This window comes from Clostridium sp. NSJ-145, assembly GCF_021044725.1.
In the GTDB taxonomy this organism is placed as follows: Bacteria; Bacillota; Clostridia; order Clostridiales; family Clostridiaceae; genus Clostridium; species Clostridium disporicum_B.
Genome location: NZ_JAJNOS010000006.1, coordinates 18,449 through 41,694, shown reverse-complemented (window position 1 = coordinate 41,694; position 23,246 = coordinate 18,449). Strand labels below are relative to the sequence as shown.

At 27.8% G+C, this 23,246-nt stretch carries 21 protein-coding genes and 1 pseudogene; 3 read left to right on the top strand and 19 right to left on the bottom strand.

Annotated elements, in window-relative coordinates; genetic code table 11:
* Positions 1-29: 29 nt before the first annotated feature.
* Positions 30-236 carry a 50S ribosomal protein L31 gene (gene rpmE, locus LQE93_RS06745; protein WP_032117239.1) on the top strand — a complete coding sequence of 69 codons (207 nt, stop codon included), beginning with the start codon at positions 30-32 and terminating at the stop codon, positions 234-236.
* Positions 237-530: 294 nt separating this feature from the next.
* Here rpmE and LQE93_RS06740 read toward each other — a convergent pair whose 3' ends face one another.
* Both LQE93_RS06740 and LQE93_RS06735 read right to left on the bottom strand, forming a co-directional pair.
* A complete protein-coding gene (locus LQE93_RS06740; protein WP_055265657.1) occupies positions 531-1,628 on the bottom strand; it encodes a hypothetical protein in 1,098 nt (365 codons plus the stop codon).
* Between the two features lie 35 nt (positions 1,629-1,663).
* Positions 1,664-2,626, bottom strand: coding sequence for a C39 family peptidase (locus LQE93_RS06735; RefSeq protein ID WP_055265659.1), 963 nt, complete (start codon positions 2,624-2,626; stop codon positions 1,664-1,666).
* 264 nt (positions 2,627-2,890) lie between these two features.
* Between LQE93_RS06735 and LQE93_RS16875 the strand changes: the two are divergent.
* A pseudogene (locus tag LQE93_RS16875) lies at positions 2,891-2,995 on the top strand (IS3 family transposase); the annotation flags it as partial.
* Between the two features lie 95 nt (positions 2,996-3,090).
* Here LQE93_RS16875 and LQE93_RS16945 read toward each other — a convergent pair.
* The 14 genes from LQE93_RS16945 to LQE93_RS06670 form a co-directional block, all read right to left on the bottom strand.
* A complete protein-coding gene (locus tag LQE93_RS16945; RefSeq protein ID WP_368263554.1) occupies positions 3,091-3,255 on the bottom strand; it encodes an LPXTG cell wall anchor domain-containing protein in 165 nt (54 codons plus the stop codon).
* Between the two features lie 700 nt (positions 3,256-3,955).
* The gene (rho, locus tag LQE93_RS06730; RefSeq protein ID WP_055265661.1) at positions 3,956-5,362 is read right to left on the bottom strand and encodes a transcription termination factor Rho; all 1,407 of its coding nucleotides are present in this window, start codon (positions 5,360-5,362) and stop codon (positions 3,956-3,958) included.
* Positions 5,363-5,623: 261 nt separating this feature from the next.
* Positions 5,624-7,228: a CTP synthase gene (locus LQE93_RS06725; protein ID WP_231072741.1), complete on the bottom strand. Its 1,605-nt coding sequence runs from the start codon at positions 7,226-7,228 to the stop codon at positions 5,624-5,626.
* 191 nt (positions 7,229-7,419) lie between these two features.
* The gene (locus LQE93_RS06720) at positions 7,420-7,710 is read right to left on the bottom strand and encodes a hypothetical protein (protein ID WP_055265665.1); all 291 of its coding nucleotides are present in this window, start codon (positions 7,708-7,710) and stop codon (positions 7,420-7,422) included.
* A 124-nt stretch (positions 7,711-7,834) separates the two neighbouring features.
* Positions 7,835-8,251 carry a DUF1934 domain-containing protein gene (locus tag LQE93_RS06715; RefSeq protein WP_055265667.1) on the bottom strand — a complete coding sequence of 139 codons (417 nt, stop codon included), beginning with the start codon at positions 8,249-8,251 and terminating at the stop codon, positions 7,835-7,837.
* A 9-nt stretch (positions 8,252-8,260) separates the two neighbouring features.
* Entirely contained in the window at positions 8,261-9,250 is a 990-nt protein-coding gene (locus LQE93_RS06710; RefSeq protein WP_055265669.1) for a DUF814 domain-containing protein, read from the bottom strand.
* A gap of 15 nt (positions 9,251-9,265) precedes the next feature.
* On the bottom strand, positions 9,266-9,907 hold the full coding sequence (spoIIR, locus tag LQE93_RS06705) for a stage II sporulation protein R (protein ID WP_055265671.1): 642 nt from the start codon (positions 9,905-9,907) through the stop codon (positions 9,266-9,268).
* A 67-nt stretch (positions 9,908-9,974) separates the two neighbouring features.
* On the bottom strand, positions 9,975-10,817 hold the full coding sequence (gene ispE / locus LQE93_RS06700) for a 4-(cytidine 5'-diphospho)-2-C-methyl-D-erythritol kinase (RefSeq protein WP_055265673.1): 843 nt from the start codon (positions 10,815-10,817) through the stop codon (positions 9,975-9,977).
* Between the two features lie 139 nt (positions 10,818-10,956).
* A complete protein-coding gene (gene cphA / locus LQE93_RS06695) occupies positions 10,957-13,578 on the bottom strand; it encodes a cyanophycin synthetase (RefSeq protein WP_231072739.1) in 2,622 nt (873 codons plus the stop codon).
* Positions 13,562-14,395 (bottom strand): cyanophycinase, encoded by an 834-nt coding sequence (locus LQE93_RS06690; RefSeq protein WP_055265677.1) that lies wholly within the window; start codon positions 14,393-14,395, stop codon positions 13,562-13,564. Before LQE93_RS06690 ends, cphA begins: the two co-directional genes overlap by 17 nt.
* 138 nt (positions 14,396-14,533) lie before the next feature.
* Entirely contained in the window at positions 14,534-16,102 is a 1,569-nt protein-coding gene (locus tag LQE93_RS06685; RefSeq protein WP_055265679.1) for a DUF3794 and LysM peptidoglycan-binding domain-containing protein, read from the bottom strand.
* 377 nt (positions 16,103-16,479) lie between these two features.
* Positions 16,480-16,716 carry a Veg family protein gene (locus LQE93_RS06680; protein WP_055265681.1) on the bottom strand — a complete coding sequence of 79 codons (237 nt, stop codon included), beginning with the start codon at positions 16,714-16,716 and terminating at the stop codon, positions 16,480-16,482.
* Between the two features lie 448 nt (positions 16,717-17,164).
* A complete protein-coding gene (gene yabG, locus LQE93_RS06675) occupies positions 17,165-18,046 on the bottom strand; it encodes a sporulation peptidase YabG (RefSeq protein ID WP_055265683.1) in 882 nt (293 codons plus the stop codon).
* Between the two features lie 88 nt (positions 18,047-18,134).
* Positions 18,135-19,136 (bottom strand): CotS family spore coat protein, encoded by a 1,002-nt coding sequence (locus LQE93_RS06670; protein ID WP_055265685.1) that lies wholly within the window; start codon positions 19,134-19,136, stop codon positions 18,135-18,137.
* A 106-nt stretch (positions 19,137-19,242) separates the two neighbouring features.
* Between LQE93_RS06670 and LQE93_RS06665 the strand changes: the two genes are divergently transcribed.
* Positions 19,243-20,361: a glycosyltransferase family 4 protein gene (locus tag LQE93_RS06665; protein ID WP_231072737.1), complete on the top strand. Its 1,119-nt coding sequence runs from the start codon at positions 19,243-19,245 to the stop codon at positions 20,359-20,361.
* 101 nt (positions 20,362-20,462) lie between these two features.
* Here the strand turns inward: LQE93_RS06665 and LQE93_RS06660 are convergent, their stop codons facing one another.
* The 3 genes from LQE93_RS06660 to LQE93_RS06650 are packed head-to-tail and all read right to left on the bottom strand — an operon-like array spanning position 20,463 to position 23,235.
* Complete coding sequence (locus tag LQE93_RS06660; protein WP_055265690.1) at positions 20,463-21,479, bottom strand: CotS family spore coat protein; 1,017 nt, start codon at positions 21,477-21,479, stop codon at positions 20,463-20,465.
* A 14-nt stretch (positions 21,480-21,493) separates the two neighbouring features.
* Positions 21,494-22,228: a hypothetical protein gene (locus LQE93_RS06655; protein ID WP_186838689.1), complete on the bottom strand. Its 735-nt coding sequence runs from the start codon at positions 22,226-22,228 to the stop codon at positions 21,494-21,496.
* 11 nt (positions 22,229-22,239) lie between these two features.
* The gene (locus LQE93_RS06650) at positions 22,240-23,235 is read right to left on the bottom strand and encodes a CotS family spore coat protein (protein ID WP_231072728.1); all 996 of its coding nucleotides are present in this window, start codon (positions 23,233-23,235) and stop codon (positions 22,240-22,242) included.
* Positions 23,236-23,246: the final 11 nt, after the last annotated feature.

Sequence of the window (23,246 nt, the reverse complement as noted above, 5' to 3'; positions counted from 1 at the left end):
TACTTAAATTTCGAAAGAGGTGAATCATAATGAGAGAAGGCATACATCCAAATTACCATCACGATGCTGTGGTTAAGTGCGCATGTGGAAACACTTTCACAACTGGATCAGTTAAGGAAGAATTAAAAGTTGATATATGTGCTAAATGCCACCCATTCTTCACTGGTAAGCAAAAAATCGTTGATATCGGCGGTAGAGTTGATAAGTTCAACAAGAAATTCGGTCTTAACAAGTAATTTAACTTTTTTTGATCAACAGGAAAGATTTTTATCTTTCCTGTTTTCTTTTTATTTTAAAATTTTTACACTAATTAATATGTATACAAAAAGAGAAAGTCTTAATTTTTAACTAATATTAAATATATTAAATGCAAAAATCTAGCTAGCGCTAGATTTTTACAATTAACAGCATAGGAGCTAACAATAGCTTCTATCTCAACTCTTAAGTTTTGATACTTAAATAATAAAGAGTAAAAAGACAATACAAAATTGCTTTTTTACTCTTTATACAGTTATTACTTGAAAGTTTTTTTATTTAACTATATGAATATTAGATAGTACCATACCATGTATAGCTGCGTACTCTTTTTGAGTTTCTAAAGATAACTCCGGTGTTGTGTAAATAATATAGTTATCGCTTATATTACAAGTAGTTATATTGGAATGGTCCCCTATATTGATAACTTGTTCATTTTTTCTATCATAAAATTGTATTTTATCAAGCTCTTGCCATGATATAAACCTCTCACTAATTTTAGGGAAATCATATGAATAATCATTATTAGCCTGAATAGTAATTAATTTATTTTTCGTATATACATCTAAGTAATATTTTTTATCATAATCTACAGATGATACAACTAAAGACTCGTTATCCCCTTCTATATAAAGAACCTTTTTGTTATTAGTTATTTGTCTTACTTCATTAGTTTCTATATTTTCTATACATACAGCTGATGAATTATGATTATATATATCCTCAGTAATATAGGCTATGCAATTATTTAATATTACAGGACTCGTAGCATTTTCTTTAAATACAGAAGTCTCACCAGTACTTATAGTATATTTTCTTATTAATGGATACATCATATTATCTTTATATTCATAATCTACCCACAAAATAAAATCATTCCCCAAAGATAGTGGACTTGAATCTAGAGATAAAAAAGAATCACTTTCAAATATTGTAACTATCTCATTAGTAGATTTATCACATAATTTTATTCTTGTACCTTGCTTTTCATATTGATAAACCCCTTCTATCCAAACTATATATTTATTATTTTCTTTTAGTAAAACTGGCCTTAAATCATTTTCTACTTCATGAATTATATTACTAGTACTTGTGTCCATATTATAAGCTAATAAATTATACTTACTATTTTCATTTCTACCAGTATATCCATATATAATACCATCATCCGAAACTCCTAAAGGTAACCAAGGAATGTCTTGTTCTAATTCTCCTAATATTTTATTAAACGATAATTCACTTTCAAGAATACTTTTATTTAAAGTATTCTTAACTTCTATATCATTCTTACTATTAGCAAAGTCTGTATTATATATAATGTATAAACAAATTATAACTATAATTAATGTAATAATTATTTTATATTTTTTCATCTTAGTAACTATCCTTATTTAATATATTCTTTATATTACCATACGATCCCTCTACCATCAGTTACATTAGCCATTGTAGAAAGAGATACGTTATAGTATGGATTCTTTATATTTTGATACCAACTTACTGAAGAAGCATTATATATAGGCTCAGCATAATGAATAGTATCTCCATAATTATAATAACCATCTATTGGAACCCAATGGAATATTTCATATCCTGCTGGATGTCCTGGAAGATACGAACCACCTGGAACCTCCCATATATCTGCAGCTATCCCATATCCTCTATCTATAGAATATACTACTTTAGATTTTAATCCTGATGCAGTAACCGATGAACCATAAATACTATAATAGTTTATTCCTTGATATTTGTTTAGTGTATATTGCATTGGATTATATCCATCTGCATTACCTCCAACCCACCATGGAGTATTTCCCCATACATCTGTTTCTAGCCAATCCTTATGAGCTAAAGTTTTTTGTGAAGGATTGGAGCTCCTTGAAGAAATTATAGATTTTGCTGTAGATGGCCCACAGTAATAGTCTTGCTCCTGTGGAACTTGAAGTAAAGTTTCTATCATTCCGCTAGCAGCCCTTGAAAATAAATTAACATTGGTATAGTTACCAGTGTTTTTAATCTTCTCTAAATAAGCATTAGAAAGTTGCTCATTACTTCTTTCAATTGATTCATCTAAAAACGTGTTAGCTGATAAAATAAATTCCTTTTCATATTCATCACTAGATAAATTCTTTGACTTTTGTAAGTAATAATCTTTGCTTATGTTTCCTTGTTTAAACTCATAATATAATTCTGCATTATCACTTTTATTTTTATCTTTAGTAGATTCAAAATCTACATAGGTAGATTTATCCCCCTTGCTGAAGCTATTTGTAATAAACCCACTATTACTTGGTGATGCATTAGCCATACTTATCGTTGATGATGTTAAGATAAAAGTGGCTACCAAAACTTGTAAAAACCTTTTTTTCATTATAAGTCCCCCTATATACCATTTTATTAATTTTTCATAATAATTTTAACATAGCTATATACTCATAATTTGTAGTAATTTGTAATAAATATATCTTTTTTAATATTATATAATAGTTTTAATATCAAACAATTATTGAAGAAACCCAAAATACTGAAAGCACTAATGAGAAGGGGTTATCTGTTGAAAAAATATGAAAAACTTCAATCAAAGATAAACCTTTTGCAAGCTGAGAATGTATTATTAAAAAAGTTAGAAATGATAGAAATAGGTGATTATATTGACTATCATAATAATTATAGGTCTCAATGAAATTAAAAGAAGATGACTCCTGTTAATTACAGAAATTATCTTCTTAACGTTGCTTAGACTTTTTATAATATCTATTTAATCTGGTTAAATCCAATAATTTTTATTATGTCGAAACTATAGAAATACTTGATTTACTAACTATTTTATTAATTCTATTTATCTAAATCCTTACGTCTTCTTATAAATAATCCTAATAGTGCTAACATACTACCTTTAATTATAGTAGCAAGTCCAGATCCTCCCCCTGTTGCAGGTAACTTATTAGCATTAGAGTTTGAGGAACCTTCATTATTTGACTCTTGCTTACTTGGGTTTATTTCCTCTTTATTTTGTTCTTCTTGATTAGGTTTTTCTTGATTTACAACTACATTATTATTATTATCTTCTGTACCTACATCCCCTTTATTTTCATTTCTTGAAATGAAGTCATTAACAGAACTTAAAACATCTTTATAAATATTCTTAACCTTTAGCTCTATTTAGCATTCTTCACTATAATTATTAACCTTTCTAGTTAATGTACTTTTCCTAATAGAAAATCTTACTATTGTATATTCATCGCTATGTTCTACACTCCTTATATTTGCAGCAAATTCTTCTAAACTTAATAATAGCTTATCTGAAATATCCTTTTATTTATAAATTACTTAATTCTATCAAAAAAACTTTGATATCACTATTTTTTATCTAAATAGTATTATTAATAGCTCCTACGCTATAAATATAGAAAGTATTTTTACAAACAAAAGCCTTAACATATATTTTCTATATACTGTTAAGGCTTTTGTTTGATATATTGTTTTCGTATTAATTATTAGTCTTAAATGATTTATTAACACTATTTATATAATATTTTAGTATAGCTTTTTCACCAATTTTTTACCTATTTTTCACCATATTGAACTGTATTAGTTATTCTTTCAGGAAGTTTACCCATATTTTTTCTTCGACACTTTGGACATTTTTCAACTTTTGTTCTATGATCAATAACTTTAACTTTTTACTCTTAATTCCTAACTACTTTTTAAACACATCACTTTTTGGAAATACTGAAATAAATTCTTCGTTATCCTTAGTTTTAGAAAGCATATTAATAAGATTTTCAGTTATAGTTTCTATATTTCCATCTCTATACATAACTCTTCTTATAGCAAAAGCAACTTCTTTTTCAGCTTCACTTAACAATAAGTCTTCTTTTCTTGTTCCTGACTTATAAATATCTATAGCTGGGAATATTCTTCTTTCTTGAAGCTTTCTATCTAAATGAACTTCCATATTTCCTGTTCCTTTAAATTCTTCAAATATCATATCATCCATTCTTGATCCAGTTTCAACTAAAGCTGTAGCAAGTATAGTTAATGATCCACCTTCTTCTATATTTCTAGCTGCTCCAAAGAATTTCTTTGGCATTATTAATGCCCCTGGATCTAAACCTCCAGATAAAGTTCTTCCTGTTGGTGTTATAGTAAGATTATAAGCTCTTGATAGTCTAGTAATACTATCTAAAAGTATAACTACATCCTTACCTTGTTCAACCATTCTTTTAGCTCTTTCCAATACCATTCTCGATACCTTAATATGGTTTTGTGGTTCTTCATCAAAAGTTGAATAGATAACATCCCCATCTATTGATCTCTTCATATCCGTAACTTCTTCAGGTCTTTCATCTATTAATAAAACTATAAGTTTAACATCTGGATAGTTACGTGAAATATTTTGTGCTACCTTCTTTAATAAAGTTGTTTTACCAGCCTTTGGTGGCGCAACTATTATACCTCTTTGCCCTTTACCTATTGGACATATTATATCCATAAGTCTTGAAGATAAGTCATTTCTATCTTTACTTTCTAAATGTAATCTTTCATTAGGATATATAGGCGTTAAAGTTTCAAAAGCTTTTCTTCCTATAGCTTTGTTAGGATCTTCACCATTTACTTTCTCAACAAAAAGTAGAGCCTTAAATTTCTCTCCCTCTTTAGCTTCTCTCACTTTCCCTTGAACCTCATCTCCTGTTTTAAGGTTAAATCTTCTTATTTGAGACGGAGATACATATATATCATTTTCTCCTGTTTGATAATTATCACATCTTAAAAAACCAAAGTTATTATTTTCTTGAACTTCTAATACACCTTTGGCAGAACCTGATTCATTTATCATTACTTTAAGTCTTTCTTTTTTTTCTTCCCTATTTTCTTCATTAACTTGTTCTTGTGTTATATCCACTTCTTGATTTACAGCCTTCAGTTTAGGAGCAATTTTTTCTACTAATACTACTCCATCTTTTTCAATTCTATTAGGTGAAATTTTTATTATCTCATCTACTAATTCTAATTTTTTTAATTTACTTATATTTTTAATGCCTAAATTCTTAGCAATTTCCTTTAACTCTGCTAAGGTCATCTTTTCATAGTTTTCTCTTGTCAAAACTACACCTCCAATTGTTATTTTACATAGGGAATTCTTAGACTATCTCTCTAGAACTGATATATGTGAATTGAATTATTATCTATAATTTAGATTATATAAAGCAGAAATTTATCTCTTTTGCTTATGTATATATAATTATGAAGCAATAAAAGATAAAAAACAATAAAAACTTATATTATAAGCTTATCCCTTTTTTTATTTTTTATAACAACCATCAAAAAAGAAGCACAGAATATCTATGCTCCTCTATATATTTAATTACTTATTATTTTTTAATGATGCATTTATAAATCCTATGAATAAAGGATGTGGATTATTTGGTCTTGATTTCAATTCTGGATGGAATTGAGTTGCTACAAACCATGGATGATTTTTAACTTCAACAATTTCAACCAATTTACCATCTGGGCTCGTCCCTACTATATTCATTCCAGCTTCTATTATAGCTTTTCTAAAATCATTATTGAATTCATATCTATGTCTATGTCTTTCATATATTAATTCATTTTTATAGCTTTCATACGATTTAGATTCTTTATCAAGATTACAAGGATATGCTCCCAATCTCATTGTTCCACCTAAATCTTCTATATCCTCTTGATCTTTCATTAAATCAATAACTGGATACTTAGTATTTGGGTTAATCTCTGCACTATTAGCACCTTCATATCCAAGAACATTTCTTGCAAATTCAATTACTGCTGTTTGCATTCCTAAGCAAATTCCTAAGAAAGGTATATTATTTTCTCTAGCATATCTAATTGCTTCTATCTTACCTTCTACCCCTCTATCTCCAAATCCACCTGGAACAAGTATTCCATTTACATCATCAAATAGCTTTTCAGCTGTTTTAGTTTTAACATCTTCAGCATTTATCCATTTAATATTTACATTTGAATCATTATAAAGGCCACCATGCTTTAATGCCTCAACAACAGATATATATGCATCATGAAGTTCTACATACTTACCAACTAAAGCTATATTAACCTCATCTTTAATAACTTTAATCTTATTAACCATGTCTATCCATTCAGTATTATCTATATCTCTACAGCCTAACTCAAGCTTTTCAACTACTAATCTATCTAATCCTTCTTTATGAAGCATTAATGGAATTTCATATAAATGATCCGCATCTAAATTTTGTATAACACATTTAGCTTCTAAATTACAAAATAGACCTATCTTAGCTCTTAGCTCCTCTGATATCTCTTGTTCACTCCTACAAACTATTATATCAGGTTGTATTCCTATACTTCTTAATTCTTTAACTGAGTGTTGAGTCGGTTTAGTTTTAAGTTCACCTGATTTTCCTAAATAAGGAACTAATGTTACATGTATGAAGCATACATTTTCTCTACCTACATCATATTTTATTTGTCTTATAGCTTCAAGAAATGGTAGTGATTCTATGTCCCCAACAGTTCCTCCTATTTCAGTTATAACTACATCTACATCTTGTTCGTTACTAACTTTATAAACTCTTTCTTTTATCTCGTTAGTTATATGTGGTATAACTTGAACTGTACCTCCTAAATATTCACCACGTCTTTCTTTAGATATTACAGACCAATATATCTTACCAGTAGTTACATTACTATTTTTAGTTAAATTTTCATCTATAAATCTTTCATAATGTCCTAAATCTAAATCTGTTTCTGCTCCATCATCAGTAACAAAAACCTCTCCATGTTGATATGGGCTCATTGTTCCTGGATCTATATTTATATATGGATCAAATTTTTGAATTGATACCTTTAGACCTCTATTTTTTAATAATCTTCCTAGAGATGCTGCTGTTATCCCCTTCCCTAATGAAGATACAACCCCACCTGTAACAAAAACATATTTAGTACTCATTTATATTTCCTCCTAAATAAATAAAATTAGCATTTAATAACTATAAAAATTCAAATAAAAAACTCAATTTTTCTATTGACTATTGATTTTATATTTAGTATAATTTAAAATACCTCACTCTATAAATAAGTGAGGTGAATCAATATTTTTCTATGATATCATAATATTTTATTCTTTATCAATGTCTTTTATTAGTCATTTTTTATTGTTTTATCTAAAATTACGTAATTATCCCTGAATTGCTTATTAATAAGCAATCTTTCTTCAGCTTTCTTCAAATTATAATTTATACTCTTATTACTACTAAACATCAGCTCATCTATAAGCTTATCTTTTTCTAAACATCCATATTCTTTTAATAGTAATAAAAATAAATATTTACACTCTTTATTTTTGAGTAAATATAATAAATCAAAATTAGTTATTTTATAATATTTACATAATACATCTACCACAACTCTATACTTTTCTATATTTATCACCTCTAAATCAAACTATAGACAAAAACATATCTTTATTAACTTCAATAACCACTTATTTAATTTATCCCCATAAAACTTTCATTTATACAAAAAAAGTGGCATAAAGCCACTTTTTCCATTTTTACTATTGAACTTTTATCTTTACCTTTATCTCTGTTGTTATAGGCGGTTGTCCTTCTGCACTTAAAAGATACTTAGCATAAATAAATCCACCATTCTCATCTATATTTATATCTAATATCTTCGTATCTATATGTAAATGTAACATACCATATGGTGTATTGTATAATGATAATCCCATTTCTCCTATTTTAAATTCCATAGTAGTACATGTTGTACCAACTCTTTCTAAAACAAATCTATCTTCTTCAATTTTAAGATTTGTCGTTGTTCCCTTCATTCCAGAAATCTCTGATTCTTCATATATAATTTCATACGAACTTTCTTTCACTATAAATTTCCCTGGAGTAATAACTTCAATTGCATCACTTTCATCTATATCAGAAAAACTTTTCACTTGAATTATTGCATTCTTCTCCATAATTTCCTCCTACTTAACTGATACTATGTACTCTTGTAATTCCTCATCACTTATAGGTTCTACTTCTATTTCAGAATTAAACTTACTTCCATACTTTCCAAATTTAACTTTAAGTACTTTTTCCGTTCTACCCTTACTATATCTTCCTGATATTCTTGCAGCTAACTTTCTATCTTCTTCTGTTCCTTCCCCTTGTAATAATACAAGTGCCCCTGAAAAGTCTGAAGTATGGAATGAATAATAACTTCCATCTATATGATTTTTAATCATATCACCTTCATCTTTAGTTCTAGCTACTATTATCTTATTATTATCCTTGGTTCTAAAATGTCTACCATATCTTAAAAGACTTAATTCATCTTCTTCTACTTCATTTTTATAATCCAATAAATCCTTTAATCTTAAGGCATAGTTAGGTTCAGTTAATTTACATCCACCTGCTGGTGATGGATATTCAGTTATTCCCCACTTTTCAGCAAGTTCCATTTGAGCTTTTCTACTTCTTCCTGATATATCTAATAACTTTTCTCTATCAACTAATCCACTTAGCTCCATTTCTGTAGGATCTAAATTTTTAGCACATAATGGTCTTAAAATCTTATTTGCAAAACCTGATTCTTTTTTTACAATATTTAATGCTTGTCTGTTTTGAGACATAGGTCTTTGATTTAAAACCTCACCTGTTATAATAAAATCTGCTTTGTATTCTTCTAATAGCTTTCCAGCATAATTCATCATCATAGCATGACAATCTATACATGGATTCATGTTTTTACCTCTTCCATGCTTAGGATTTTTAACCATATCTAAATGTTCATTAGAAAAATCAACTACCACTAATGGAATATCTATTTGTTTTGTCATCTTTTTAGCACTTTCTTCGCTAAAGAAATAAGATCTAAAACAAATACCAATTACCTCTATACCTTGTTCTTTTATAAGTTTTGCGGCTAGTATACTGTCTAACCCACCTGAAATCATAGCTAACGCCTTTGTCATATTAGCACTCCTCTACTAGTTAAATATTTTGTCAAAAACCTCTACTACCTTAAACTTAAATATAACTTGCTTATCATTATCTTTTTTATTTTCCTCAGTTTTACCTTCTATATTAGCTATATTTTCGTCTAATTTTTTTGTATCAACTATATTTTTGCTCTCATCAACAAAACATAATGGTGGAAACATTACACACCACCAATTTTGACCTTCTCCACTTCCTATTATTACTCTATAAGCCTCATAATTACCTTGAGGAAATATATAATCTCCATATATCTTATCTGGAAAATTCTCATTTGACAACATAGTCTTTACATCATAATCAAAACCTTCTTCGGCAATTACCTCTTTAGCTATACTATTAACTTCTTCTATACTCGAATTTAATATTTCCCTTGCATCATCTAAACTTTCAACACTTTCAAGTTTTATAGACATCTTATCTATTATTTTATCTCTAACTTTTAATTTTAATGCTTGATCTTCTTCAGAATCACTATTAGCTATTACATGAAATCTAATTAGCTTGTCCGCAACTTCTTCATAATTTAACTCTCTTAAATCTAAAGATGCTTCATTATTTCCTAAAGAACATCCTCCAAATAAAGTAACAATAAATACTATTATAATAAAATTAAACATATTTTTTTTCATAAAGATAACCCCCTCTAGCTTAATTATTTCCAATTTATAGGGGATTATTCATTTTGCTATTTATTTTTTATATAGTTCTTGTTAAAAATACTTCATTATATTTTTCTTTCATTTTCTCAAAACATTTTTGTGCTTTAAGCATATCATCAAAAAAAGCAAACACCGTTGGACCACTTCCACTCATCATAGAATTTATTGCTCCATATTTATTCATTTCTTCTTTTAAATCAATTAAAACCTTATGCTTTTTCAAAGTTACATTTTCTAATAAATTCTTCATATTATATGCAACATATCTTAAATTATCTTCATCCATAGCCTTTATTAATTCTTCAGTTTCTGGATGTTTTTTTACTTTTTCCATATTAAAATTCTTATACACTTCTTTAGTAGATACTCCAAAAGAAGGCTTTACTAAAACAATAATTTTATTTTTAAATGGATTTAATGGAGTAATTATCTCTCCAATTCCTTCGCATAGTGCTGTTCCTCCTTTTATACAATAAGGTACATCAGCACCTAGTTTCAATCCTAATTCCATAAGTTCTTCATCTGAAGCATTTACTTCAAATAACTTATTCATTATTTTCAATACTGTTGCTGCATCAGTACTTCCGCCAGCTAAACCTGCCGAAACTGGAATATTTTTAAATATTTTTATTTTTACCCCTTCTGCGATATTATATCTTTCTTTAAAAGCTATCGCTGCCTTATAAGCAAGATTTCTTGAATCTGTTGGTACATAATTTTTATTACACTCTATAATAATATCTTTATTATTCTTTTCTACAATAATTTCATCGTATAAATCTATATTTTGCATTATCATTCTTAAAAGATGATATCCGTCATCTCTTTTTCCAACTATATCTAGAGAAATATTCACTTTGGCATAAGCTTTCATTTTCATCTCTTTCAGTTCCTTTCAACTTTTACTATATATTCTAAATAAAGTTCAGGTATTAACCCGAACTTTATTTATCATGTTATAAATTATATTATATAAGTTATTTTATTTCTCGTAAATATCTGTTAGATTTACGTATTTGTTAAATCGAACTAATTACAGCATTAGAGTTTTTATTTTCATTTAATTTATCTATAACTTCTATCAAAGGTTCAATCTTTTCGTAGAAAACAATAATACTATCTCCTATAGTAGCCTCTCTTATAGCTTCTTTAAAAGCTTCTACCTCATCTAATACCATTTTTACACTAACATATTTATTACAACTATCTATTCCACCTTTTATAACTTTTGCAATTTCACCTGGTTTTCTACCTCTTTTATCTTTATCTTCTTTGATTATAATTTTATCAATAAATTTTGAACTAACTTTTCCAATCTCTTTTATTGATTCATTATTTCTATCTCCAGGAACTCCTATTACTCCTATTACTTTACCATCAGTTATTTCTTTTACTGCTGATAAAGCTTTCTTATATCCTTCTATATTATGACCATAATCTAATATTATTTTAATTCCATTATACTCATGAATATTAAATCTTCCATAGTTCTCTCTTGAATTTAGCTCAAAACTTTGAATTGAATCTTGTATAATATTATAATCAACATTTAATCCAATTAACGCTGCACAAGCAGCCATTACATTTTCTATATTAAATTGCAATGCACCTTTTAATATTATTGGAATATCATCAATACTACTTATTCTATATTCTCTTCTTTTCTTATTAATGCAGATATATCTTTCCTTTAAATAAACTACAGTTTTACCGTCTCTAATACTATTTATTATAAGTGGGTTTTTATAATCTTTAGAGAAATATATTATATTTGACTTTATTCTATTTATAATTGTATTACTATACTTATCGTCAGCATTAATTATTACATACCCATCTTTCTTAACAGCTTCTGCTACCAACGATTTTACATAACATAAATCTTCCATATCCTGCACGCCATCGCAACCTAAGTGATCTTCTGTTATGTTTGTTATTACAGCTACATCGGCTAAGTCATACGCTAATCCTTTTCTTATTATTCCACCTCTAGCTGTTTCAAGTACAGCTATATCTACATCCTTATTTAATAGTACACATTTTGCGCTATCCATTCCTGTATCATCGCCAATATCTATACATTTGTTATTTATAAATATTCCTTCTGTACTAGTCATTCCTGAACACATTCCAAGTTTACATAAGGTATAATTTATAAGACGTGTAGTTGTAGTCTTTCCATTTGTTCCACTTACTGATACTACAGGTATATTCTTTATATCTTCTTTATACATCATCTTAATTATTTCATCGCCGACATCCCTACTCTTTCCTTCAGAAGGGTATATATGCATTCTTAAACCTGGAGCAGTATTTACCTCCATTATTATCCCATTATTATTCATAATACTTTTTGATATATCTTTCGTACATATATCTATGCCACATACATCTAATCCTATAGTTTTAGCAGCTCTTATACATATATCTTTATTTTCTTCACATATTTTATCTGTATAGTCAATAGCTATACCACCTGTAGATAAATTAGCATTTTTTCTTAATAATAATTTTTTATCTTTTTCTAAAACACTACTTAATGAATAACCTTGCTCACTTATAAAGTTAATAAGCATATTATCTTTCTTAACTTTAGTAAGTGGTTTTTCATGACCTTCACCTCTATACTCGTGTGAATTTAAATCATCTATTAATTCTTCTATGCGCTTATTGCCATCACCTATTATATATGGTGGTATTCTTAAAGAGACACCAACTACCTTATTGTTTACTAAACAAACTCTGTAGTCATCTCCCTCCCAATATTCTTCTAGTATAATATCATCAAACTCATTTATTAATTTTTGATAAGCTATAATAAGCTCTTTTTCATTTTTTATTCCTATAATAACGCCTTTACCTTTATTTCCATACTGAGGTTTTAATACTAAAGGATATCCTATTCTTTCTGCTTCCTTTAATAAATTTATTACATTACATACTTTAGCACCTCTAGCTACAGGTAAATTTTGCAAATATAATAATTCTTTAGTTAGTAATTTGTCACAAGATATATCAGCTGAAATACAACCAGTATTACTTGTAATTGACGCTTCTATAACTCTCCCTTGCTTCCCATAACCTATTTGATAAAAATTGCTGCTTCCCAACTTCATAACTGGTAATCCATGCTTTTGAGCAGCTTCGCATATTGCTAAAGTACTAGGTCCAATTAGCTCATCATTTAATATTTCTTTTATAATCAATATTCTACTTTTAAAATCTATAACCATGCCACTAATTAATCCATTTATTATATCAATAGCTAATTTTGCAGATTCTATACCTGCTTTAGGGTATTTATATTGATATATTATTTGATATATATCGCCTTCTACTTCTCTTGCTTTTCCATAAGCAACATCTATACCAATTATATTTTGTATTGCAATAATGATATGTTCACATATATGAGCTAAATATGTACCTTCCTTAAGCCTTTTTACAAACCCTCCATCTTCATCTATTCCACACCTATGAGTATATAATTCTGGAATCATTTTTACTAAACTCTCGTTAAATCCATTTATATCCTTGCTAGGCGTTTCACAATATCCTTCTAAATCGACATCAAGTCTTATACACTTTTTATGTGAGTATATATTCTTCCCCTCATAAATGTTACTACTTAGTATTTTCATTTTTTAAATTATCCTCCTCGAAAGGTACTTTTTTAATTAAATCAAATTTATTACCTTCCTTTAAAACATGAAGTTTAACATTAAACATACTTAAAACTTCATCACAGTATTGTTCTGATACATTGCTATATATTATTGAACTTCCATCTAAAAAATATACTGCCCCTGATCCTATTACTTCTGCAATGCCTTTATCACTTACCACTATTGCAGTATCTTCATCTATTCCAATTCCTAAAACTTCTGGATTTTGAGCTACAGCTGTTAATAACCTTCCTATTCTTCCCCTTTGAGCAAAGTGTTGATCTATTATTACACTATCAATTAGCCCTAATCCAGGTGACATTTTTAATGTGCATTTTCTTGGTGACTCCTCGTCTTCTCCTTGAACTATCATTGTATGACTCATAACAGAAGCTCCTGCAGAAGTACCAGCTATTACTTTCCCTTCACTACAAATATCCTTCAATGCATCATACACTGGAGTTCCACCTAAAATACTTGTTATTCTAAGCTGATCTCCACCTGTAAAAAATAATAAATTACATCTTTTTATTAAATCTACATTCTTCTTATTACACGCATCTTCTCTATTAGTTATATCTAATTTTTCTATATTCTTTATTCCAAGACCTGAAAAAACTTTATTATATTTACTATAACTTTCGTCCGGACATTCAGTTGCTATAGTAGCTATTAATAGCATATCAGTATCTTTATTTATAAAATCAGCTACACGCTTTAATATCTCTTTATCACCTTTTTTATCTTCTGCGCCTCCTATTATTATTAAATTTCCTTCTATTTTTTCATCCATATTTTCACCTCAAATCACACATTCACTATTTTATCCATTCCTAAACCATATTATTCAAAATCATAAATTAAAAGGTAATTGCTTAATTTCAGCAATTACCTTTTAATTTATTCTTAATTATTAACTTTTAACTGGTAACTAAAAAATTGCTCTTCCAGGAATTATAATTCTTTGTCCAATATTAATAGAGTCTGGATTCTCCATATCGTTAACCCTTATCAATTCATCCATAGTAGTATTGAACTTCTTAGCTAATTCCCATAAAGTATCACCTTTGTTAACAACATAAATTGTAACAGATGATTTCTTTTCTTTCTTTTCTTCTTTATTTTGAACTACATCTACAATCCATTCCTTGTTAACATTGTATAATACATTTACTGAAACTGATAACGTAGCTCTAATAGCTATAGTATTAGCCTCTATTGTTCCATCTATAGATTCTAATTGAACTTTAGCTATAACATTCATGTCTGGCTTAGTTCCTTTTATATCTAATACTGATGTGAAAGGTATTTCTCCATTACACATATCAACTTTATAGCCCTCATCAGCAGTTTTATATAAAGCAGATACTTTAATTATACCTTCAATCTTTACTTTATCTTCTTCAGCTGTCTTATCAGTTATAACAGGACAACCATAAACCATAATAATATTTCCTAATCTTTCATTTTCATCCTTTAAGTATAAATTATCTTTTAATATAAGATCAGTTGTCATGTTTCCATGAACTACTCCAATCTCACAGTTATTTTCAACTAGGTCCATTGTAACTGTTGGTGAATACGCATCTTTTACTACTTCTACACTTTCTCTAGACATGACCTTAACATCACCTCTAGCTACGAACTCAATGCTTATGTTTCTATTTTCGCCCAAATCATCAGGCATTACAGTACAATCGCTATTAACTACATCTATATTGTGGGATGTCATCATTTCACTATTAGCACCCACTAATTCTTCTTCCTTAGATAAATAAACATCATCTTGTAATACTACTAAATCTTCTGAATCTCTGCCTTTATATAGTACTTCTATTTTGCAATAACATCCAAAGTAAACTTTATTTTCTCCTAACTTAACTTCCTTTTTGTGTAACATCATAGAATACTTCAAGATTTCATCAACTTCTGGTTTATCCATAGTAACTTTTATAAGTGATTTTCCTATAAATTCAATATCTTTTTGACCTTTAACTTGATTTAATTCTTCATTTTTTCTTTGAACTTGTACATCTCCACTACCTTCAATATCCTTTACAAATTCAAGATCTTGTATTTTATAAATATTCCACTTAGTTGATCTTACTCCATCAATAGAAATCTTTCTTTCATTCATTATGTTAGCTTGAATATGTTCAATTACACACTCTACATCACAAAGGATTTTATGTTCTTCATTATTAAGTTCAAGATAATCGGCAAATTTTTCAGATAAATTAACAGAATCAACTCTTTGTGTTCCGCTTTCATCTTCAGACAGATATAATACAGAATAATTTATTTGTCCTTCAATCATTACTTTATCTGCAAGTATCTCTTTATTGGTTACAGTTGCTTTTGCATCTACCCCTAAAATCTGATGTGCATCTGGATGTGAATCCTTAATTAAATATTCCCCTTTGAGAACATGATTAGTTGAGCCTTCTCTTAGTAGTTGTTCATATTGAACATTCTCTTTTATAACATCTATTTGTGACATCATATCCCTCCCATAGTATAACTACTATTTAATATATATTTCTCTAAATATATATTTATTCTAAAATATATAAACTGTTTCTTTTTTTATTTATATTTTAAATTTCAATTTATTTCATATATTTACTTTTAAGTATTATAATTACATATATTGTGTCGAATTTTAGGTTTTATCAGAACTTTTTTTAATTTTTTTTTATTTTTTTTAAATAAGTTGTTGACTATTGTTTAAATATGTCGTATTATAAAGATGGTTATTGACCATATAACCTCTCATAAATTCTCAATACCCTTTTATACCATAGTTGAAAGATGGATACCCGCCATCTTTCTTTTTTTTTAATAAACAAAAGCTTCGATAAATATCGAAGCTTTTGTTTATACAGGATAATATAACAGTACTGTTTTTGTTAAAACATCTGAATAACTGTATGTCACTGTCCTTTGGGTGTCGTTTTCTAGCCTAACTACGAAAATACTTGGATGAACACTCTCTATTACTCCGTCGTTAACTAAAATCTTTTTTCTACCACCATTAGCTTTAAGAGTAACTTTTTCACCTAAATGATTTTGTATATCTTTTTTAATGGTAGCGATAGTTTTGTTTAACTCCATATAAACACCCTCCTTTTAATATATTATAACATATTTGGTATTTTTAGTCAAATCAAATATATTATTTTATCACGTGTTAGATACAATGTCAATGTAATCTTTTACTTTTTTATAAAAATAATAATTCCCACATTTAATATTATGGGAATATTGTTAACCTTTTATACATTTTTTTAAAATATAATTAGTACGCAAAATAGATTAAAGAACACTTGAAATAAATTGTTCGTGAAGCTCACAGGTGAAAGGTCGACTTCGTCGAAGTGAAAAGGCTACTTGCGTAGCGGTGAAAAGTTAACTTGAGTTAAAGTGAAAGGTACTAATGTAGAGACTTTTCACTATTGCCAAATGCAATATTTTCTCTGTCACGAAGTGACATTTTCATCTCAGCTTTAGCTGACTTTTCCCCTTTTACGAAGTCAAACTTTTCACCAAAGTGCTTCGCACTTTATACAAATGGAGATCTAGGATATCCTTCTCTGTATTTTCCTCTTGTTTGCAATCCCCCAATTCCTCTTATTCCTGTTATTGTACTATCTATTACGTCTGTAATTGATACAACCGTATCTATTCTTGAATATGCAATTTTTTCACATACAAATACGGGATCAAGACAATGTATTAATACTCTACTTGGAGAACTTGCAAAATTTGCTCCTGCATCTAATAAGCACTCATAACATGATTGGCATGCACCAGCAAAAATAACTAATTCATCATAACTAGAATTATAATTTCTTAGTGCCTTAACTGCATCTATATAATATCTAGAGTTTCTATAATTGTCCAAATCTAAAAAATCATCAGTTTTCTTTAAAACACTATCATGACCTGTTAATACGACTATATCTGGTTTTATTTCTTTTACTAAATCAACTACGCAATTCCATTGTTCTTTTTCTGGAATAGCTCTCCCAACTGCATCTAAGGATAATTGCTTATATACTTTTAAACAAGTTTCTAAATAATCTTTATCACCGTCAATGTGGAGTATCTTCCCGGGTCGTCCAAACATTAATTCTTTATTTGGATTTTGTTTTTGACTTTTACTCCCCCTTGACATTATCGCTTCCCTCGCTGCCAAATCACCTCTAAGCCCTATAGCTTTATTTATAGCTTCATTTACCCTTGTATTTAATATCTTTTCCTTTGTTCCTATAAAAGCTGAATCTACTTGTTCTAAATCATCAACAGAAGAATCCGCAATTATTCTTATACTAATTCCTTTTAAAATATAAATAGCTTGACCTTTTTCTTCTTTTATATCAATTATTTTAAATGTAATATCTTTATCATAGGATTTTCTTACGACAATATCTCCTATTTGCATCTCTACCTCGCTTAAAGTTACTATCATTTTATAATATGTTTTTTTACTAATTTTGACTCAAATAAAGCATCGTTAAAATAACGATGCTTTATTTGATATCATAATTATTCTTAAATTGTTCTAAGAATTTAAGATATTCTTCTTGCTCATTTATTATACCTTCTAATTTACTAGCAAAGGTGTTTTGACCCCAATTTACTTCATTATAATAATATCTATTTGCTAATCTCCAATATCTTTGTGGAAATTGTAAATATGCAAAAAGTACTTTATATTCCTCTTCTTTTAAAGGTGACTCTTCATTATAAGAATCAATTATAGCTGTTGCAAAATCTATATTCCAATTACATCTCTTTAAAACCTTTGTCATAAAATTTGAAATATCAAATGTTCTTATTTCTCTCTTGCAATAATCAAAATCAATTACACTTATCTCGTTATCTTGTCCAATTATAATATTATGATAAGTATAATCATGATGACAAAATCCCTTTTCATTCTCTGCTACAGCGCATAATGCTTCATATTCAGATTCTTCTAAAGTTTTTAAAGCCTCTTTACCTATCTTTTTATAAAAATCTAATGATTTTATATATAACAGGTCAAAGCTACTCTTATTATTTTTCTTTCTTACCATATCTCTCATCTTATCTAAAGATTTAACCCTCTTTGCCATTAATGTAGGCCATCTCCCCAAGTCGGTTTTTAACTTGGAATTTTCTGGTGGATCATATCCTTTTGATGCTTCATGTAATTTTGCAAGTGTTCTAGCCGCAATTTTTACGTCTTCTATGTTATGAAAATCACATTCCCTACCCTCTAGCCATTCAGACAAAGTATATAAGTCCTCATTAACTAATGCATAGGGCTCCCCATCTATGTTCAAAAAATACCTATCTACATTTTTAAAACCATTTTTTATAAGATGCTCCTTAGCTCCATATACAAATAAAAGCTTTTGAGGGCCATAATTTATCTTCTTTAAACACCTTTCACCTTTGTTGGTTTTTAAATAGTATACTCCTTTGTTAGCTTTAATATTATCGATTTTAATTCCAAATTGTCTTTCTACTTCAAACTCCCTCATCATAACTCTCACCCCCTTATATATTTATATGTACTATTCAATTCTTTTATTAACGTTTTTTTACTTTATTTAATATAATAAATTAAAACTATATTGAAAGGATTTAATTATGAATATAGGTATTGATGGAAGAGCTGCAAAGTGGTATAGAGGTACAGGGATAGGAACATATACTTATCAACTTATAAGTAATATAAATAAGATTGATAATATTAATAACTATCTATTATTTCTTCCTCAAAATACAGACCTCAAACTAAATAATAACTTTGCAACAAAATTAATCGAAGAATCTCCTAACTCTAACTTTTGGGATGAAGTCAATGCCCCTAATATATTAAATAATACTGACATAGATTTATATCACGTTCCTCAAAATGGTGTTGGACTTGCAGAAAATATTAATTGCCTAAAAACTATAACACTTCATGATATAATCCCTTTAAGAATGCCTGAAACTGTCAGTGATAGATATCTTAATATCTTTAATAATCAATTACCTAAAATAATCGAAAACTGTGATGGTATAATAACTGTTTCTCAATTTTCTAAAGATGATATAGCAAAGGAATTTAATTTTCCTAAAGAAAAAATTTTTGTTACTTATTTAGGTGCAGAGGATATTTATAAACCATTAGATAAAAAGTCATGCAAGAACTTTTTAAAAAATAGATATAATATCGATAAAAACTTTATACTTTACGTAGGTGGCTATAGCCCACGAAAAAATATTATCGGTATATTAGAAGCTTTCTCTCTTTTAGATCCTAAGCTAAGAGAAAATCTTTACGTTGTTATTACAGGTAAAAAAGGTATTTCCTATAGTATATATATGAAGCGAGCTGAAGACTTAGGAATCAAAAATTCTGTAATATTTACCGATTTTATTCCTTTAGATCACCTACCATTATTTTATAATGCTTGTGAATTCTTAGTTTATCCATCTTTTTATGAGGGATTTGGATTACCTCCACTAGAAGCTATGGCTTGTGGTACTCCTGTTATAGCATCAAATGTAACGTCTATCCCTGAAATTTGCTCTGGTTCAGCATTATTAGTAGATCCTCATGATATAGATGCTTTAAATTTATCTATGGAGGAATTACTATCTGATGATAATTTAAAAAATTCTATGATTAAATGTGGTTTAAGCAACTGCTCGAAATATTCATGGTTAAATACGGCCAAAGATACTATTTCAGCATATAAATCTATAATTGGAGTTTAATTATGCATTGTTATTATTTAAAACTAAATTTGCTATACTGTAATCTCTTAATTTAAAAGGGCTAGCATTGCTAGCCCTTTTTATTTATTGCTAATAAATATTTAATTATTTAAAAATTCTATCCTAAATTTATCTATTTCTAATTTATTTTTTAGTCTGCTTAAAAATACTTCTTCACTCCAAGCTTTTTGTTTAAAATAGTAATCAGTTGCAATACTTATAAAATCTTTAGGATAATTAATTAATTTTCTTAATATTTCTACCTCTTCTTTCTCTAACTTATTCACTTCATCATATGATTTTATAATTAGTTCTATTATTTCTTCGTTATATGCTAAATTCTTAATTACCTTCATAGCATATCCATAAATATCTACTATTCTCATATCAATGCTACAATAATCAAAATCTATAATATTTACTTTATCTCCATCTATAATAAAGTTATGATGTGCCAAATCATTATGACATAGCACTCTATTCTCTTTATTGTTAATCAAACTTTCGTACCTACTATTTTTCAATTCTTCTATAGTCTTTATTAAGTCTTTTTTTGCATTATCTACATTTTGTAAAAACAAATTGTCAAATTCATTTTTATATCTATACTTGTTAACAAGCTCTTCTAGTTGTAATAAAGTATAATATTCCTCTTCCATCTTATTAATTAAATTTTCACCGCTATTTTTCTTTATCTCTTCTTCTGAAATATTTTTAAATATATTATTAGAGGCTATATGCATTTTTGCAATAGCTTTAGTGCATAATTCCACTTCAATAGGATTAGTAAATGTAGCCTCTCTTCCTTCTACCATATCAAGTAATACATATTTCTTACCTTTCCATACGGTTATTATATCTCCATTTGTATTCCTAGTGTATTTTAAAACCATTGGATATTCTGACTCAATTATTTTTAATACCTTATCTATAAAATCGATTCTATCTTTTGTAGAATCTGTTATCTTCAATACTTTTTTGCCCTTATCTGTGAATAAGACAAATACCTTTCTTAATGGAATTACATCATTTATCTTTATTCCTAATAAATTTATGAACTCTTCTTTAAAGTCATATTCACACAATATATTTTTATCTACATATCTGGTTTTAACCAAATTAACTCTCCCCCTTATATTATCTCATCACCATCTATCTCTATAGCCATATTAATCTTTTTAATCCAATCATCGTAGTCATTATCATCATACCCTCTATACTTATATATTAACTTCATAGTTTCAAATGGATAATTACATAAGGCAGTTAAATAATTTTTACTTTTTTCTGATAATGATGATTTATATACAAATTCATCAATTACTTTTTCTATTTGTATGTTAAAATTTCTACGTTTTATCCTTTTAATATAATTAAATAAATCATGCTCTATTAAATTATATGATATATATTTTGTTGTTCTTATTTTTAAGATTTCATTTTCTGCAAGTTTCAAATTTCCTTCATCTACTCTTCCTAAGCACATTTCATAATTATTCATACTCCGTCTTATAAGATCAAAATAACTCTCATTATCCATAACATCAAATGATGTCTTTGCTCTATTTAAAGCTATATTTCCTTTTTCTAAAAGATAGAAATCAAATTCATTTTTATTATTCTTTAGGTTTATAGTATTCAATAGTTTATCTACTTTTTTAATCTGAACTCTAAAATTTTCAACATCTTTTCCAATTGTACTATTTATTCTAGGTATTATTGTTATCTTATTATTCATTAATCTACTTTGTATCATTACAATTAGATCTAACTGACTACTTATATCTATACTATTTTTATCGCTTTTTCTAGTAATATTTTCATCTATAATTACCTTGTTATTATTTAAATAAGTTATTATATCCATAAGTTCACCACCTATCTAAAATACTCTTCTAAAAACTCCTCTCTTTCTTCTCTATCATCTAAATATTTCTTTAATTTACTTACAAAAAATTCTTCTCCCCACAATTGTTGCTCCCAATAATATTGAATTCCAACTTGCCAAAAAACTTGAGGGAATTTTATAAAATACTTCATTATATTTAACTCTTCATCTTTTACTTCATTACTTATAGAATAATTGTTTAATATTAAATCGGCTTTTTCTTTACTCCATTTTCCATCTTTCATTGCCCTTATCATAAGAGAACTTAAATCATGAATATGAGAATCTAATATACAGTAATCAAAATCAATAATATTAAGTTCTCCATTCCTATCTACTAATATATTATGATGAGCAAGATCATGATGGCAAAATCCACATTTCATAATTTCTTTATTCATTAAATAGAAGTAGTTACTCTTTTTTAATCCATTTATACTGGCTATTCCTCTCTCTAACTCTTCATCTAAATGCTCTAAATACAATCTATCAAATTCAGATTTCTTAGCTTTTTGAGAAATTCTATGAGCAAAATCTAACATTTCATCACATCTTGTACTAAAAGTACTTATCCATTTATTCCACCCATATCTTGGTGTCATTCTTCTATCTAATATAAAACCTGTACTGCAAGTATGAAGTTCACCTATCTTTTCAGCAACTTTAGCAAGTTCTATAGGATTATCATAATTGCTTATTCTAGATGGAATCCATTCTGTTAAATATGCATATTTATCACCTAATTTTATGAAATCCATATTATTTTTAGTTTTTATTATACTTGGAACAGTTTTAAATCCTTTTTTTTGCAAATGTTTCATAGCAGATAAAATAAAATAAAAATGAGGGAATTTATATCCTATAACTTTTACACAATACCCTCTATCTTTTGAATCAATTTTATATGCATTTTTTATTTGTTCAATGTAGCGTATATCTATATCGTAATTATTTTCTATAACCCTACTTATATTGATAGTATCCATAACAAACTCCT

Bases quoted from the DNA above. Each gene is read 5' to 3' on its own strand.
- LQE93_RS06670 (WP_055265685.1), bottom strand. From the start codon at position 19,136: ATGATGAGGGAGTTTGAAGTAGAAAGACAATTTGGAATTAAAATCGAT.
- LQE93_RS06715 (WP_055265667.1), bottom strand. From the start codon at position 8,251: ATGGAGAAGAATGCAATAATTCAAGTGAAAAGTTTTTCTGATATAGAT.
- LQE93_RS06685 (WP_055265679.1), bottom strand. From the start codon at position 16,102: ATGTCACAAATAGATGTTATAAAAGAGAATGTTCAATATGAACAACTA.
- LQE93_RS06680 (WP_055265681.1), bottom strand. From the start codon at position 16,716: ATGGAGTTAAACAAAACTATCGCTACCATTAAAAAAGATATACAAAAT.
- spoIIR (WP_055265671.1), bottom strand. From the start codon at position 9,907: ATGAAAAAAAATATGTTTAATTTTATTATAATAGTATTTATTGTTACT.
- yabG (WP_055265683.1), bottom strand. From the start codon at position 18,046: ATGCAAATAGGAGATATTGTCGTAAGAAAATCCTATGATAAAGATATT.
- LQE93_RS06725 (WP_231072741.1), bottom strand. From the start codon at position 7,228: ATGAGTACTAAATATGTTTTTGTTACAGGTGGGGTTGTATCTTCATTA.
- cphA (WP_231072739.1), bottom strand. From the start codon at position 13,578: ATGAAAATACTAAGTAGTAACATTTATGAGGGGAAGAATATATACTCA.
- LQE93_RS06665 (WP_231072737.1), top strand. From the start codon at position 19,243: ATGAATATAGGTATTGATGGAAGAGCTGCAAAGTGGTATAGAGGTACA.
- LQE93_RS06690 (WP_055265677.1), bottom strand. From the start codon at position 14,395: ATGGATGAAAAAATAGAAGGAAATTTAATAATAATAGGAGGCGCAGAA.
- LQE93_RS06650 (WP_231072728.1), bottom strand. From the start codon at position 23,235: ATGGATACTATCAATATAAGTAGGGTTATAGAAAATAATTACGATATA.
- LQE93_RS06740 (WP_055265657.1), bottom strand. From the start codon at position 1,628: ATGAAAAAATATAAAATAATTATTACATTAATTATAGTTATAATTTGT.
- LQE93_RS06655 (WP_186838689.1), bottom strand. From the start codon at position 22,228: ATGGATATAATAACTTATTTAAATAATAACAAGGTAATTATAGATGAA.
- LQE93_RS06735 (WP_055265659.1), bottom strand. From the start codon at position 2,626: ATGAAAAAAAGGTTTTTACAAGTTTTGGTAGCCACTTTTATCTTAACA.
- ispE (WP_055265673.1), bottom strand. From the start codon at position 10,817: ATGAAAATGAAAGCTTATGCCAAAGTGAATATTTCTCTAGATATAGTT.
- rpmE (WP_032117239.1), top strand. From the start codon at position 30: ATGAGAGAAGGCATACATCCAAATTACCATCACGATGCTGTGGTTAAG.
- LQE93_RS06710 (WP_055265669.1), bottom strand. From the start codon at position 9,250: ATGACAAAGGCGTTAGCTATGATTTCAGGTGGGTTAGACAGTATACTA.